Annotated in this window: 12 protein-coding genes; 4 read left to right on the plus strand and 8 right to left on the minus strand. The window is 34.7% G+C overall.

What is annotated here, in order from left to right:
- The first annotated feature begins 68 nt into the window (after positions 1 to 68).
- A complete protein-coding gene (locus tag B0A64_RS07985) occupies positions 69 to 2,339 on the plus strand; it encodes a cation:proton antiporter (RefSeq protein ID WP_089478992.1) in 2,271 nt (756 codons plus the stop codon).
- A 207-nt stretch (positions 2,340 to 2,546) separates the two neighbouring features.
- Here B0A64_RS07985 and B0A64_RS07990 read toward each other — a convergent pair whose 3' ends face one another.
- The 3 genes from B0A64_RS07990 to pyrH all read right to left on the minus strand — a co-directional run bounded on the left by B0A64_RS07990 (position 2,547) and on the right by pyrH (position 6,508).
- Entirely contained in the window at positions 2,547 to 5,039 is a 2,493-nt protein-coding gene (locus tag B0A64_RS07990; RefSeq protein ID WP_089478993.1) for a DUF5686 family protein, read from the minus strand.
- A 120-nt stretch (positions 5,040 to 5,159) separates the two neighbouring features.
- Positions 5,160 to 5,723: a ribosome recycling factor gene (gene frr / locus B0A64_RS07995; protein WP_089478994.1), complete on the minus strand. Its 564-nt coding sequence runs from the start codon at positions 5,721 to 5,723 to the stop codon at positions 5,160 to 5,162.
- A gap of 77 nt (positions 5,724 to 5,800) precedes the next feature.
- A complete protein-coding gene (gene pyrH / locus B0A64_RS08000) occupies positions 5,801 to 6,508 on the minus strand; it encodes a UMP kinase (protein WP_089479003.1) in 708 nt (235 codons plus the stop codon).
- Positions 6,509 to 6,697: 189 nt separating this feature from the next.
- On the opposite strand from pyrH, the gene B0A64_RS08005 reads away from it, so the two are divergent.
- On the plus strand, positions 6,698 to 7,315 hold the full coding sequence (locus B0A64_RS08005; protein WP_089478995.1) for a thioredoxin family protein: 618 nt from the start codon (positions 6,698 to 6,700) through the stop codon (positions 7,313 to 7,315).
- 383 nt (positions 7,316 to 7,698) lie between these two features.
- On the opposite strand, the gene truB is transcribed toward B0A64_RS08005, so the two are convergent.
- The 5 genes from truB to B0A64_RS08030 form a co-directional block, all read right to left on the minus strand.
- The gene (gene truB, locus B0A64_RS08010) at positions 7,699 to 8,394 is read right to left on the minus strand and encodes a tRNA pseudouridine(55) synthase TruB (RefSeq protein ID WP_089478996.1); all 696 of its coding nucleotides are present in this window, start codon (positions 8,392 to 8,394) and stop codon (positions 7,699 to 7,701) included.
- Entirely contained in the window at positions 8,394 to 9,191 is a 798-nt protein-coding gene (locus B0A64_RS08015; protein ID WP_089478997.1) for an undecaprenyl-diphosphate phosphatase, read from the minus strand. The genes truB and B0A64_RS08015 overlap by 1 nt, the downstream gene beginning before the upstream one ends.
- Before the next feature lie 107 nt (positions 9,192 to 9,298).
- Entirely contained in the window at positions 9,299 to 9,553 is a 255-nt protein-coding gene (locus B0A64_RS08020) for a DUF3098 domain-containing protein (RefSeq protein WP_089478998.1), read from the minus strand.
- Positions 9,554 to 9,636: 83 nt separating this feature from the next.
- Entirely contained in the window at positions 9,637 to 10,512 is an 876-nt protein-coding gene (locus B0A64_RS08025; protein WP_089478999.1) for a cell division protein FtsX, read from the minus strand.
- A gap of 165 nt (positions 10,513 to 10,677) precedes the next feature.
- Complete coding sequence (locus tag B0A64_RS08030) at positions 10,678 to 11,271, minus strand: molybdopterin-dependent oxidoreductase (RefSeq protein ID WP_089479000.1); 594 nt, start codon at positions 11,269 to 11,271, stop codon at positions 10,678 to 10,680.
- A gap of 185 nt (positions 11,272 to 11,456) precedes the next feature.
- Between B0A64_RS08030 and leuS the strand changes: the two genes are divergently transcribed.
- Positions 11,457 to 14,348, plus strand: a complete 2,892-nt coding sequence (gene leuS / locus B0A64_RS08035; RefSeq protein ID WP_089479001.1) for a leucine--tRNA ligase — start codon at positions 11,457 to 11,459, stop codon at positions 14,346 to 14,348.
- 371 nt (positions 14,349 to 14,719) lie between these two features.
- Positions 14,720 to 15,409 (plus strand): zinc metallopeptidase, encoded by a 690-nt coding sequence (locus tag B0A64_RS08040; RefSeq protein WP_089479002.1) that lies wholly within the window; start codon positions 14,720 to 14,722, stop codon positions 15,407 to 15,409.
- The last annotated feature ends 132 nt before the right edge of the window (positions 15,410 to 15,541 follow it).

A 15,541-nucleotide genomic window follows, 5' to 3' on the forward strand; every position in this document is an offset into this window, starting at 1 on the left:
TAAAAATTGCTTTTTCACTTAATTTTCAGTGCTGATATTTGTACCATTAAAATTAAAAAAAACGAGTTATGAATAACATAAAAAACTCCTTGTTTTACGTTACTGTTATTGGCGGTTTTACAGCTCTGATATATTGGGTAATTTCAAAAGGTGCCGCACTCGAAGTAGGTCGCGGAATCGTACACAAACAAATGGTAAGCAATCATTGGAATGATTTTTTGAATTCGATGGTCGATAATCTAAAACATCCTCTGGCTATTTTATTGGCACAAATCGTAACTATTATATTAGTTGCCCGTTTATTTGGATGGGTTTTTAGAAAAATAGGGCAACCATCTGTGATTGGCGAGATGATTGCAGGGATTGTCTTAGGGCCCTCTTTGGTAGGGATGTATTTTCCTGAATTTTCGGCTGCATTGTTTCCAAAAGAATCCCTTGGTAATTTGCAATTTTTAAGTCAGATAGGATTGATCCTTTTTATGTTTGTAATTGGGATGGAACTGGACTTGAAAGTTCTAAAAAATAAAGCACATGATGCGGTGGTTATTAGCCACGCCAGTATCGTAATTCCTTTTGCATTAGGGCTATCATTGGCCTATTTTATCTATCATACTTTTGCCCCTGTAGGAGTTGAGTTTGCATCGTTTGGTTTGTTTATGGGTATCGCGATGAGTATTACAGCTTTTCCGGTATTGGCGAGAATCGTGCAGGAGCGAGGCATGCAAAAAACAAAACTGGGAACCATTGCCATAACTTGTGCTGCGGCAGATGATATTACGGCATGGTGTATTCTGGCAGTTGTAATCGCGATTGTAAAAGCAGGGTCGTTTACCAGTGCATTGTATGTAATAGGTTTGGCTATTTTGTATGTTATTATCATGCTAAAAATAGTGCGTCCGTTCCTGAAACGTGTTGGAGATTTAAATTCTACTCGCGAAAGTCTCAATAAACCTGTTGTTGCTATTTTCTTTCTTACGCTTTTGTTCTCTGCTTATGCTGCTGAATTAATTGGAATTCATGCTTTGTTTGGGGCTTTCTTAGCCGGAGCAATTATGCCGGAAAATAATAAATTCAGAAACATTTTTATCGAAAAAGTCGAAGATGTTGCGATCATCGTTTTATTGCCGTTATTCTTTGTATTCACTGGTTTGCGTACACAAATAGGTTTACTGAACGATCCGTATTTATGGAAAGTAACAGCTGTAATTATTGCAGTTGCTGTAGCAGGTAAATTTTTAGGAAGTGCCCTTGCAGCCAAATTTGTGGGACAAAGCTGGAAAGATAGTCTGGCCATCGGAGCCTTGATGAATACCCGTGGTTTGATGGAGTTGGTGGTTTTAAATATCGGTTACGATCTTGGGGTTCTTTCTACTGAAATTTTTACCATGATGGTTATTATGGCATTGGTGACGACTTTCATGACCGGTCCGGCTCTGGATTTTATAGGTTTTATATTTAAAGATAAAGTTACAGCCGTTCCTCAGGAAATTGGAAATAAAAGTAAATACAAGATTTTACTTTCGTTTGCAACTCCTGAAAGAGGAAAGAAGTTATTGAAAATCGCTAATAGTTTAGTCAAAAAACAAGGTGATAATTCGATTGTAACAGCGATGCATTTATCATTAAGTACAGAGATACACTCATTTGATGTCAAAGATCATGAGCGAAAAATGTTAGTCCCTGTAATCGAAGAATCAGAGCGTTTGAATCAAAACATGGTAAGTGTTTTTAAAGTAACCAATGATATCGATACTGATATTATCGACACGGCAAATCAAGGCGAATACGATTTATTGTTAGTAGGTTTAGGACAGTCTATTTTTGACGGAACTCTACTGGGCAAGATTCTTGGTTTTACAACCCGAATCGTAAATCCGGATCGTTTGATCGATAAGTTTACCGGAAAAGAAGGCTTGTTCGAAAATTCTCCTTTTGATGAAAGAACACGTCATATTATTGCAAAAAGCAAAATGCCGGTGGGGATCTTTATCGATAAAGAATTAGAAGAAGTCAATCAGATTTTTATGCCTATATTCAGTAAAGAAGATTCTTTTTTAATTGAATATGCCAAAAAACTAATCAACAATAACGGATCTCAAATTACGGTTCTGGATGCGAGTGGCGAAGTAAAAAACACCAGAGATATTCAGGAAACTATTCGCTCAATTGAACAAATAGCACCCAATCATATTATGATTATGCACGACAGAACGATCAAAAAAGAGTTTTTAGAAAGCCAGAACTTAATGATTATTAGTTTAGACAGTTGGAAAAAACTAATCGAATCTCAAAGCACATGGCTCAATAATACCCCTTCGGTTTTGATCCTGAAACCATAAGGAAAATTTAATTTTCTATATTTAAAATTCCAAATTCCAATTTTTATGATTGGGATTTGGGATTTTTTTTGTTTTGCTTTTTTTAGATTGTTTTAATCTTTTGATTGCGAGATGGCACGCGGATGATACGGATTCGCTAACGCGAAAACGCAGATTTGCACGGATTTTTTCTTTTGTGTCGAGATACGTATAATTGGAATTTAAAACCTAAAGCCCTAAATCCAGTACATAAGAAATCTTAACGGCAATATTATCTTCAAATTTTAATAATTGGTTGGGTCCATAACGGTAGAAACCGCCAAGGCCAAAACCTTTGTAGATTTTGTTTAATTCGATTCCGGATTCAAAATATCCTTTGTCCAGTGTTTTATATTCCGGTCCTACATGTTGCTCCGGGTTCTCCATGTGTCCCCATGCCATTCTGGTTACTAAAACCAAAGAAGGGCGAACTTTTTTGAGAATTCTAATTCGGTCAAAACCATGTTTGAGTTGCAAAAAGATGTATTGACTGGAGAAAAATTCGTTAAAGTACATGGTTTCAAAACTGTTTCTTCCTGCAAAAGTAATACGCTGAACAACGGTTTCTTTGGTTAGGTTATTGGGCATTGTATTGTACAAATGGGTAATTGGCACATCGCCTATCGCATAACCACCTTGTAATAATACGCTTGTTTTTTGCCCGTTTAAATATTGCTTTTCATACTCCGTCTTAAAATCTATTTTACCAAAACTAAAATCATTTTCCAGAACATTAGGCAATGATTGGGTGTATTGAAAAGTAAATCTCGGAAATTTTTTATCAGATTCTGTTCTTCCGGTTGGTGTTTGCATAAAGTTGCTAAACGGCGCCCAAACGATCGAAACCATAGCGGTTGTCATAACATAACTCGAATATAATTTTCCGTTGTAATTAAACAGATAATCAAATTGAGGTTCGACAAACGTTCTGGACAATTCAAAAACAGCTTCGGTTTTAGGAATGATTTTGGTCTGAACATTGGCTTTCCAGCCTACATATTTATAAAAAGTACTAATGTTGATTGGGCGTGGGTCATAAATTTTAAAAACACGTTTGTCTACTGCAAAAACAGTACTTGCAATTTCCCGAACATCATCTGTATAATATCCGTTGACCCAGGTATTCGTGCTTTTGTCGAGCAAAACACCGGATCCTATGCTATATTTTACTTCTCCGTCTTTTGTTCCGTAAGCAGAGTATCCTTCGATTCTGAAGTTTTTAGAGAAACGATCGTTCGTGATTCCGCCAAGACCCAATCGAAAACCTTCGTAGTTGTTGTAGCTAATTATCTTTTTCAGATCCAGATCGACAGGACCAATCGGGAGGTACCCGTTGATTATTTTTCGCCCAAAACCTAAACGATTTTCGATTCTTTTTTTGATCGAAAGACTGTCTATCAATTGATATGTTTTCTGGCTTTTTAAGTCTAAACTTTCTTTTCTGTACTCATTCCAGAATTCTTCCGGTTTCTTGCTCGCATCGTCTTTTATTTCGATATATAGAGCCGGATCTTTTATTGGAGTATTTGTATTGTAATGAATATCGAAGTTGTTACTTTCTGAAAGTAAATAGGTAAAATCTGAAGCTGATTTTTTTCTCGGTTCAAAGTTGTCTTCTACGTCTCCGTCAAACTGAATTGTTCCGCCCAGGATTTTAATATCATCGTCGTTTTTTCCTTTTACAATTTTAAAAGTTGTATTGCTCTGGAACCATATTTTTTCGCTTGGGACATATTCAAATTCGTGAATTCCGCTAATATCCAGAACACCTTTTATGCGCATTACAGCTTTGGCTACGGCAAAATTTTCCTGATCGATATACAAGACACCTTCTAGTCCTGATGATTTCTTTTTTTGTTTGTTTTTAAAGTAAATCATATAGGTTTCGCGACCTTTTATATTTACAGTATCTAATATTTTATAGTTGTAACTTGCCGGAGCCGTATTCGAAATCGGGTTTTCATATTTAGTTTCGAACAGCTCATATTTGGGATCATAAATCGAAATCGATTGTAGATTAAAAGCAATTACTTCGTAGATAGGTTGTTTAAAACCTGCCATTTTTGTACCCAGAATAGTTTCCTTGAGTTTATTGTTGCCAAACTGATATTGCGAAACTTTTTCGGTTTGAAACAAATGTTGCTTGCTGATTATTTCCTTAAATTTATAATCAGATGAATCTATATTGATGCGTTTTTTGTCAAGATCTTTATAAGCCGCTGTCGAATCAATCCTGCCGTCGATAGAATCCGGATTGGCAGTTACGATAAGTTTATTGTAACTTTTGTACTCGAAACTATGGAGCTTTTTTTGCGGATTGTTTTTGTTTTTATTGGCAATTACCTTTCTGATAATTGTTAACGCCGGATTTTCATTCGAAACAACAACTTCTTTTAAGTCATCGGTTTTTTGAAAAAGCGAAACCTGATAATATCTTTTTTCTGTAATAGCGATAATTCTGGTTTGAAAACCAATATAGGAAACTGAAAATGAAGTTGCTTTTTCAGAAGGTTTAAAAATAAATTTTCCGTCAACATCCGTAATTGTATTACTATTGTCCGAGGTTGTTATCGTTGCAAAAGGGAGAGGAGCATTGTTAGAGTCTGTTACAATTCCGTTTATTTGAAATTGTGCTTGAATAGAAAGCGTAAAAAACAAAGTCAATAAACAAAATAGCTTCATACAGAATATTATAGTTAAAAAAAACGAAAAGTATTTGATTTTGGTATGCAAAAATAAGAATAAAAAAATCCGTCTAGTAATAATTTAACTAAACGGATTTATATTTTGTGTTTTGCAGGATTACACCTTCATGATTTCGGCTTCTTTTGCAACCAATAATTCATCAATTTTTCTGATATATGTATTTGTCAAATTCTGAACTTGTTCTTCAGCAGATTTACAAACGTCTTCAGAGGTTCCTTCTTTTTCTAATTTTTTAATATCTGTATTCGCATCTTTACGCACGTTACGCACACCAATTTTTGCATCTTCGGCCTCAGATTTTGCTTGTTTGGCTAAATCTCTACGACGCTCTTCTGTCAAAGGCGGAACGCTGATAATGATAACATCACCATTGTTCATTGGGTTAAAACCAATGTTGGCAACCATAATTGCTTTTTCGATAACTTGTAACATGTTTTTTTCGAAAGGTTGCAATGTAATTGTTCTTGCATCAGGAACGCTAATTTTTGCCACTTGCGAAAGTGGTGTTGCTGATCCGTAATAATCTACAAAAACGCTTCCTAGCATTGCCGGAGAAGCTTTTCCTGCACGAATGTTAAGAAATTCTTTCTCTAAATGCGCAATCGAACCATTCATTGATTCTTCTGTACTATCTAATATAAATTCTATTTCTTCAGTCATTATTTTTTAAGTTTTCAGTTTTCATTCTCAGTTTTCAGTTAAAGCCTGCATTTGCGACTGTAAACTGTTACTGATGACTATATATTTACTACTGTTCCTATGTTTTCGCCTTCACAGATTTTTAATAAATTTCCAATTTTGTTCATATCAAAAACAACGATTGGTAATTTGTTTTCCTGACTTAAAGTAAAAGCTGTTGTATCCATTACGTTCAATCCTTTTTTAAGAACATCTTCAAACGAAATCATATCAAATTTTACAGCCGATGCATTTTTTTCAGGATCAGAATCGTAAACACCATCCACACGTGTCCCTTTTAGAATTACGTCAGCATTTATTTCAATACCTCTTAAAACCGCAGCAGTATCAGTCGTAAAATAAGGGTTTCCGGTTCCTGCACCAAAAATTACAATTCGTCCTTTTTCAAGATGACGATCTGCTCTTCTTTTAATATAAGGTTCCGCAATAGATTCCATTTTTAAGGCAGTTTGCAAACGGGTTTTCATTCCTTTGTCTTCAAGAGCACCTTGCAATGCCATTCCGTTTATAACCGTAGCAAGCATTCCCATATAATCGCCCTGTACTCTATCCATACCAGCACTTGCACCAGCAACGCCTCTAAAAATATTTCCTCCTCCAATAACAATAGCAATTTCTACTCCTTTACTGTGAATTTGCTTAATTTCTTCAGCATATTCGGCTAATCTTTTAGGGTCAATTCCGTATTGTAAATCACCCATCAAGGCTTCACCGCTTAGTTTTAGAAGAATCCTTTTATATTTCATGTGTTGTTGCGTTAATTTGTGCAAATATAGACATATTCTGATTTTTAAAAATAATGTTTTAAAAAAAATACCAGTTCTTTTATTTTTAAATTTATAAAGATTTTTCGGGATTTTTTTGAATGTGATAAAAGTCATTCTTTGAGTCTTCCTGAAATTTGTAATTTTATACAATTCAAAAAATAAAAAAACATGAAAAATAGTATCGCCAAGTCCTTGTTTAAAAGTCATACCTATCATGAATATCGCAAGTTAGTTGCAGATTTGTTAGTAGAAGGAAAATCAACCGGAAGCGAACAATCTGAAAGTTTAACCAATTACAGTAAGCTGAATGACGCGAGAATGAATCGATTGGATAAAACAGTTGTTATATCAGATAAAATCCTTTCGAAATTAGAAAATCTGGAGGAAAGATATATATGGCTGGTAATTTCTGAAGGCTGGTGTGGTGATGCGGCGCAAATACTTCCTGTGCTTAATAAAATGGCTGCTGCATCTCATAAAAAGATTGATGTTAGAATTGTTTTACGCGATGAAAACGAAGAATTAATGAACCAATACCTGACAAACGGCGGAAAATCGATTCCCAAAGTTATTGTGATATGCAAAGAAGCCGGAATTGTTCGGGCAGATTGGGGACCAAGACCACAAGGAGCAACTGAATTATTGGCCAATTATAAAAAAGAATTTGGTGTTCTGGATGAAAAAATCAAAACCGATTTGCAATTGTGGTATTTAGGCAACAAAGGAATTTCTATTCAGGAAGAACTCATGCAAATAATCGAAAATATTAAATATAACCGATTATAATTTCTGTAGAAAAATAAGGCGAAAACCGGGGTTTTGTGGTTAATGTGTTGGATATAAACAGAATGTGATTAAAAAATGTAGGAAAAAGTTTTTTTAATTCAAATATTTTTGTAAATTGCCAACTGAATCCCACTTCTATTATTTACTTTCTGATTTACTCTTTTTATTGGTGTCTCTTTAATATTTAACAATTTAAAAATTCACTATTATGAAAAAGTTATTCGAAAGGTTTTACGATTTTGTTTCAAGTTCATTGTTTGGAGGTAAAAGTATACCTCATTATTAACTCCAAAAAATAGACCGGTTATGAAATAGCACTACTTTGATTTAGGAGTTGGCACATTACTATTATCTTAATTATGTAATGTGCTTTTTTTTATGCTTTATTCTAACTCAAGACTTTCCTCGAACAGCGTAACATCAATAGCATTTTTTACATCATAATCGCCAATTTTAGTTCGGCGTAAAACAGTTAAATGTGATCCTGAATTCATTGCTTTTCCAAAATCATAAGCAAGTGAGCGAATGTAAGTTCCTTTGCTGCAAACTACCCTGAAATCTATTTCAGGCAAAGCAATTCGGGTAATTTCAAATTCATGAATAGTTGTCTTTCTGCTTTCAATTTCTATAGTTTCTCCGGCACGTGCGTGTTCGTACAAACGAACGCCGTCTTTTTTAATAGCCGAGAAAATAGGCGGTTTTTGATCTATCTCACCTAAAAACTGTTTTACGGTTTCATGAATCAAAGTTTCGTCGATATGCAAAGTTGGAAAGGTTTCGTCAATTTCTGTTTCCAGATCATACGATGGAGTAGTGGCTCCTATATAAAAAGTTCCAGTATATTCTTTTGCCTGACCTTGAAGTTCCGTAATTCTCTTGGTAAATTTTCCGGTACAAATTAATAATAACCCCGTTGCCAAAGGATCTAAAGTTCCGGCATGACCAATTTTGAACTTTTTTGGAAGTCCGACTTTATTGATCAAAAGGTATTTTAATTTATTGACAGCTTGAAACGAACTCCATTTTAAAGGTTTGTCTATCAATAAAATTTGTCCGTTTAAATAATCTTCAGGCGTCATTATAGTATAGTAAGAGGATGAATAAAAAAATGAATCAGTAATAAAACGATTCCGGCAATTATTCGGTAATAACCAAAAACTTTAAAGCCGTTTTTAGTCAAAAAGCCAATAAAAGTTTTAATAGCCAAAAGAGCGACAATAAAAGCAACAATATTACCAATAACTAAAAAGTTGATTTGATCGTGCGATAATTCGAATCCGGCTTTATAATAATCGTAGCATTTTTTTGCCGTTGCACCTAACATTGTTGGTACAGCCAAAAAGAAAGAGAATTCGGCAGCGGTTGTTCTGCTCAGTTTTTGCGACATTCCGCCCACAATACTGGCACCACTTCTTGAAACTCCGGGAATCATGGCAAGACATTGAAACAATCCAATTTTGAAAGCCTGCAAGTAGGTGATTTCCTGCGAAGTTTCGGTAGTATTAGGTTTGTTGAACCATTCGTCTACTTTCAATAAAATAATTCCTCCTATTAAAAGTGAAACCGCAACCGTAACCGGATTTTCTAATAAACCATCGATAAAATCGCTTAACAATAATCCCAGAACTACAGCCGGAATAAAAGCAACCAAAAGTTTAAAATAAAAATCAAGTGTTTGAAAGAAACGTTTGAAATACAAAACAACTACAGAAAGTATAGCACCAAGCTGAATAACAATAGTAAAAAGTTTAGTAAAATCTTCGTGTGCAATTCCAAAAAAAGAAGAGGCAATAATCATGTGACCAGTTGAGGAAACAGGTAAAAATTCTGTAATACCTTCAATTATGGCAAGAACGATAGCTTGTAATGTATTCATTTAATTTTAGATTGTTAGATTATTAGACTTCTTAGATGTCAGACTTTTTTAAAGAGATTAATCTAATAATCTAAAGATCTAAGTTGTCTAAGCAGTCTAAAGAAAGTCTATTTAGATTTTTTGAAAATAGAATAAATCGTGATTCCAAAACCAATTAAAACAGTTGTTGGAGCTAAACGAATACGTCTAAAATTAAAAACATCTTCATTAAAGATTTTAGGATCATTACTTCCTCCACCAGACATTAGGATAAAACCTAAAGCGATAACCCCAATTCCTATTAATAGAATTTTGTAGTTGATACCGTCAAAAAGGAACTCTTGTTTTTGCGGTTGTTCTGTATTATTTGTATTGTTTTTCATCTTGTCATTGTGAGGAACGAAGCAATCTCACCCTCTATTATAAGTTTATTTTTAATCTAAAATCTAAAATCAACAATCTGAAATTAATACAGATCATCTGTTCTTAAATTCAGGAAACGTTGTGTCGCAAAGTGTGTACTTACCCAGGTGATCAAAACTCCTAATCCAAAAACGGCTAACAATACCAGACCTATTAAAACTTTGTCTTCTAAAATTCCTAACCCCGGGAAATTAGTTTCTACATAAAATAAAACACCAATCAAAGCAATAATTGCCAATCCTGCGCCAAGCATTCCTAATTTTACACTACGCATTACAAAAGGTTTACGGATAAACGATTTTGTTGCACCCACCATTTGCATTGTTTTAATAATAAAACGGTTCGAGTGTATTGATAAACGCAATGAGCTATTGATTAATAAAACAGCAATTACAGCAAGGAAACCACTAATAATCAAGATCCACATACTTACTTTCTTGATATTGTCATTTACCAGATTTACCAATTGTTTGTCATAAACAATGTCTGAGATCATGATGTTTTGACGCAAACTACTTTCGATTTTAGAGATACTGTCTCTTTCTACATAATCAGCTTTTAAGTGAATATCATAAGAATTCAATAATGGGTTTTCTCCTAAAAAGGTCAGGAAATCTTCACCAATAATATCGGTATGTTCTTTTGCTGCTTTTTCTTTAGAAACATAAACATAAGATCTTGCGAAAGGAGCTCTTTTTAGTTCCGTATTAAAAGCTTTTATTACACTATCATTAGCTTCATTTTTAAAGAAAACCGTCATTGCGATTTTTTCTTTAAAGTCGTTTGCCAGTTTTTTAGAATTGATAATGAATAATCCCAGTACTCCTAAAAGGAATAAAACCAGAAATACACTTAGTACAACCGAAAAATAAGAGGAAATTAACCTGCGCTTTTGAAATTTATCAAAGTTAGAACTCATAGTTTGCTTAAATTATGTGGTAAAAATAATAAAGTATTTCTTTATTTAAAGTTAATAACGAACTTTTATCCCATAAATGTACAATTAGATATTCAAAGAATCAAGATTAAAACCCTTTGTAGCTTTGAACTGCTGTCACTTTGCAACTTTGTATCTTAAAAAAAGCTATTGGACTTTGTAAACTTCAATACTTTTTAACCAATATACGTGGCGTGGACCGGTTTTGATATCGTTTTTGCAAATCAGGATCATTTCGCCTTTTTTAACTGGTTTTCCGTCTTCTTCAAAAATAACATAAGTGTTCTCTCCGGTTGGATTATTAAAAATTTCTGCCCAAGAAAAAGTTGCTTTATAATTGTCTGAAGCTCTTGCTACAATATAAAAGTTGCGGTCCTTAGGATCGTTTTGTTTGATTTTGGCTTTTTCTAAGATGTCCTTAAGTAGAATTCCTTTGGCGATTTTAACCTCTTTTTTGATGGCGCCATCTTTACCGATTATTTTGAAATTCGAAATTGTAGCAACCTTCATTTTTTTTAAAGAATCAACTGTCAATTCTAACGGAAATTCAACATCGCCCTTTATTTTAATTTGATGATTGACTAATTTTAAACTATCAGCAGCTGTCAGGGCAGGATGCTTATGTTCTTGGGTGGTTTTAGAGATTTTTTCTGTAGTAACAACATCTTCTTTTTTAGAAGAATTGCACATGCTGCACATAAATGCAATAAAAAGAGAGAGAATCCAGGTTTTTGTTTTCATGGGTCAGAGGGTGTTTTACATTCGAAAATACGCGATTTTGCTTAATTTAAAACAACGATTGTATTATTTTATTTGTTTGTCAGCGAAATAGCTTTGGTACAATCTGTAATAAATGTAAATTTGCCATCTTAATTCGGTGATAAATCTTTGAACCTTTGTCACTCTGAACCTTTGAATCTTTAATAATGAAATACAATCCGAACGAAATCGAAGAAAAATGGCAAAAATATTGGGCTGAAAACCAAACTTTTGCTGCAAAAAATAATTCTGAAAAACCAAAGCATTATGTTTTAGACATGTTTCCTTATCCGTCAGGAGCAGGATTACACGTTGGACATCCGCTGGGTTATATTGCTTCAGATGTTTATTCTCGTTTCAAAAGGCATCAGGGTTTCAATGTTTTGCACCCAATGGGATACGATAGTTTTGGATTGCCGGCAGAGCAATATGCGATTCAGACAGGGCAACGTCCTGAAGACACAACACGCGTAAACATTGACGGTGGTGTAGATAAAGAAGGGAAACAAATTGCGGGTTATCGCAAACAATTAGATAAAATAGGATTTTCATTTGACTGGAGTCGTGAAGTGCGTACTTCAAATCCTGATTATTATAAACATACACAATGGATTTTTATCCAGTTGTTTAATTCGTGGTACTGCAAGAAAGAAGGGAAAGCTTTTGATATTTCTCAACTTGTTACTGTTTTTGAAGAAGAAGGAAATGTTTTGGTAGAAGCAGTTTGCGATGATAATGTTGCAATTTTTACCGCGGCAGAATGGAATTTGTATTCTGAGGATCAAAAAGAAAAAATCCTTTTGCAATACAGAATGACGTATTTGGCAGAAACCGAAGTAAACTGGTGTCCGGGATTAGGAACTGTTTTGGCAAATGACGAAATCGTAAACGGAGTTTCTGAGCGTGGTGGATATCCTGTAATTCGTAAAAAAATGACACAATGGAGCATGCGAATTTCTGCTTATGCAGAGCGTTTGCTTCAGGGCTTAAATGATATTGACTGGAGCGAATCGATAAAAGAATCACAAAGAAACTGGATCGGGAAATCAGTTGGTGCGATGGTGACTTTTAACATGAAAGATCATAATAAAGTAATCGAAGTTTTTACCACTCGTCCTGATACAATCTTCGGAGTTACTTTTATGACTTTGGCGCCAGAACATCCTTTGGTGGCAGAGATTACAACGCCGGAACAAAAAGCCGCAGTTGAAGCTTATATCGAAAAAACAGCAAAACGTTCAGAGCGTGAGCGTATGGCCGATGTAAAAACTATTTCGGGAGTATTTACAGGAGCTTTTGCAGAACATCCTTTTACAAAAGAGCCAATTCCGGTCTGGATAGGCGATTATGTTTTGGCAGGTTACGGTACAGGTGCTGTAATGGCGGTTCCTTGTGGGGACGAAAGAGATTATGCGTTTGCAAATTTCTTTAAAGGACAAAACGGAATGCCGGAAATCAAGAACATTTTTGCTCATGTAGATATTTCTGAAGTGGCTTACGGTTCTAAGGACAATGTCGAAATTGCAAATTCGGATTTCTTAAACGGATTAAATTATAAAGAAGCCTCTCAGGTTGCGATTAGAGAATTAGAGCAATTAGGACAAGGAACAGGGAAAACAAATTACCGTTTGCGTGATGCTGTTTTTTCTCGTCAGCGTTATTGGGGAGAGCCTTTTCCGGTGTATTATGTAAACGGTTTGCCAAAGATGATCGATGCACAACATTTGCCAATTATCTTGCCTGAAGTAGAGAAATATTTACCAACTGAAGAGGGTTTGCCTCCGTTAGGGAATGCAGCCGTTTGGGCTTGGGACAGCGTTCAGTCTTCAGTTGTTAGTACTCAGTTGATTGACAATGTGACTATTTTTCCTCTTGAATTGAACACAATGCCGGGTTGGGCAGGAAGTTCATGGTATTGGATGCGTTATATGGATGCTGATAATGAGAATGAATTTGCAAGTAAAGAAGCGCTGGCTTATTGGGAAAGTGTCGATTTGTACATTGGAGGAAGCGAACACGCAACCGGACACTTATTATATTCTCGTTTTTGGAACAAATTCTTAAAAGACAAAGGTTTTGCTCCAACCGAAGAACCATTCAAAAAACTGATTAATCAGGGAATGATTTTGGGAACTACGGCTTATGTTTACAGGCTTGAAGGAACAAACACTTTTGTATCTAAGAATAAAATTGGAGTTCAAAAAGTACAACCACTTCGCGTTGATGTTCATTTTGTAAACTCTTCTGATGAATTAGATATTAATAAGTTTAAAAAATGGAGGGAAGATTTTAACAGCGCCGAATTTATTTTTGATGAAAACGGAAAATACATTGTTGGTCGTGAAGTCGAAAAAATGTCGAAGTCATATTACAACGTGGTAACCCCAGATGATATTTGTGCTGAATATGGAGCTGATACATTACGTTTGTACGAAATGTTTTTAGGACCATTAGAACAGGCAAAACCTTGGAATACCGCTGGAATTTCAGGAGTTTTTGGTTTCTTGAAAAAATTATGGAGATTGTATTTTGATGAAAACAATGGTTTAATTGTAAATAACGACGAGCCAACAAAAGACAACTTAAAATCATTACACAAAACGATCAAAAAAGTAGCCGAAGATATCGAGAGTTTCTCTTTCAATACTTCAGTTTCTCAATTTATGATTTGTGTGAACGAATTGTCGACTCAAAATTGTCATTCAAGAGCAATCTTAGAACCATTGGCTATTTTGGTTTCGCCTTACGCACCGCACATCGCTGAAGAATTATGGCTTGCATTAAAAGATTCAAAGATTGAAGAATTGAAAGATTATCAAGGAATTTCAAACGAATTGTTTCCGGTTTTTGAAGCTAAACATTTGGTGGAGACCAATAAAGAATATCCCGTTTCTTTTAACGGGAAAATGCGTTTCACAATCGAATTGCCTTTGGATTTAACCGCAGCACAAATCGAAGAAATCATCATGAAAGACGAAAGAACACAAAAACAATTAGATGGTAAAACACCAAATAAAGTGATTATTGTTCCGGGTAAGATTATTAATCTTGTAGGTTAATACATTTGTATATCGTAGAGGCGCACAGCAGTGCGTCTAACATTTCTATAGAAAATCCAAATTCCAATGTATGTTGGGATTTGGATTTTTTTTGCGCTTATTTTTCCGCTACGAATTCATGAATTAATTTAAAAATTCGTGGTGGAAATTTCATCATATTCAAATTTAAATTTGCCTCATAAACATTGGGATTTAGAATTTTTTATTTACAGTTTTATCTTAAGCTCTTAATTAATATCTAAAATTGGGTGTCATTTTGACATTTTAGGAAAATGGTTCGTAAATTGCTGTTTCTCTATGAGGTCATAAAGATATAATGTTGAACGTCTTTCGGATTATTTAAAGCAAATAACAATTAAAAATATAAAGATATGGGAATGGGATATTTAATTCTTGCGGGGATTATTATGCTGTTTAGCTGGTTAGTGAGTTCAAGGCTAAAGAGTAAATTTGAATTATATTCAAATCTACATTTGCAAAACGGAATGAGCGGAGCCGAAATTGCCGAAAAAATGTTGGCTGATAACGGTATTCGTGATGTTCGTGTTATTTCGACTCCGGGACAATTGACAGATCACTATAATCCAAGTGATAAAACGGTCAATCTGAGCGAAGCAGTATATAATAATCGAAGTGTTGCGGCAGCGGCAGTTGCAGCACACGAATGTGGTCATGCTGTTCAGCATAGTATTGGGTACGAATGGCTTACAATGCGCTCGAAATTGGTGCCAATCGTAAATGTTGCATCAACTTATATGCAGTGGATTTTATTGGCGGGAATTTTAATGATTAGAACTTTTCCGCAACTATTATTAATCGGAATCATCATTTTTGCAGCAACAACTTTATTTTCGATCATTACTTTGCCTGTAGAATACGATGCGAGTAATCGTGCTTTGGCTTGGTTAGAAAACAAGCGTATGTTAACACAGCAAGAACAGGCTGGTGCAAAAGATGCGTTAAAATGGGCGGCAAGAACTTATGTTGTAGCCGCAATTGGGTCTGTCGCAACGTTGTTGTACTATATTTCAATTTATTCAGGAAGCAGCAGGAGGAATTAGAATTAGATAATGAGTCAATTAGAAAATATCCTAAACTCATTAATTCCGAATATACAAAAACCCGATTAGTTTAAAACTAATCGGGTTTTTGTATATTATCAAATTATCAAATTGACTCATTCTCTAATTTAC

The organism is Flavobacterium araucananum (assembly GCF_002222055.1).
Classification (GTDB): Bacteria; Bacteroidota; Bacteroidia; order Flavobacteriales; family Flavobacteriaceae; genus Flavobacterium; species Flavobacterium araucananum.

Coding starts and splice junctions, on each gene's coding strand:
- truB (WP_089478996.1), bottom strand. CDS start 8,394: ATGACGCCTGAAGATTATTTAAACGGACAAATTTTATTGATAGACAAA.
- B0A64_RS08030 (WP_089479000.1), bottom strand. CDS start 11,271: ATGAAAACAAAAACCTGGATTCTCTCTCTTTTTATTGCATTTATGTGC.
- B0A64_RS08025 (WP_089478999.1), bottom strand. CDS start 10,512: ATGAGTTCTAACTTTGATAAATTTCAAAAGCGCAGGTTAATTTCCTCT.
- B0A64_RS08015 (WP_089478997.1), bottom strand. CDS start 9,191: ATGAATACATTACAAGCTATCGTTCTTGCCATAATTGAAGGTATTACA.
- leuS (WP_089479001.1), top strand. CDS start 11,457: ATGAAATACAATCCGAACGAAATCGAAGAAAAATGGCAAAAATATTGG.
- B0A64_RS08005 (WP_089478995.1), top strand. CDS start 6,698: ATGAAAAATAGTATCGCCAAGTCCTTGTTTAAAAGTCATACCTATCAT.
- B0A64_RS08020 (WP_089478998.1), bottom strand. CDS start 9,553: ATGAAAAACAATACAAATAATACAGAACAACCGCAAAAACAAGAGTTC.
- B0A64_RS07985 (WP_089478992.1), top strand. CDS start 69: ATGAATAACATAAAAAACTCCTTGTTTTACGTTACTGTTATTGGCGGT.
- frr (WP_089478994.1), bottom strand. CDS start 5,723: ATGACTGAAGAAATAGAATTTATATTAGATAGTACAGAAGAATCAATG.
- B0A64_RS08040 (WP_089479002.1), top strand. CDS start 14,720: ATGGGAATGGGATATTTAATTCTTGCGGGGATTATTATGCTGTTTAGC.
- B0A64_RS07990 (WP_089478993.1), bottom strand. CDS start 5,039: ATGAAGCTATTTTGTTTATTGACTTTGTTTTTTACGCTTTCTATTCAA.
- pyrH (WP_089479003.1), bottom strand. CDS start 6,508: ATGAAATATAAAAGGATTCTTCTAAAACTAAGCGGTGAAGCCTTGATG.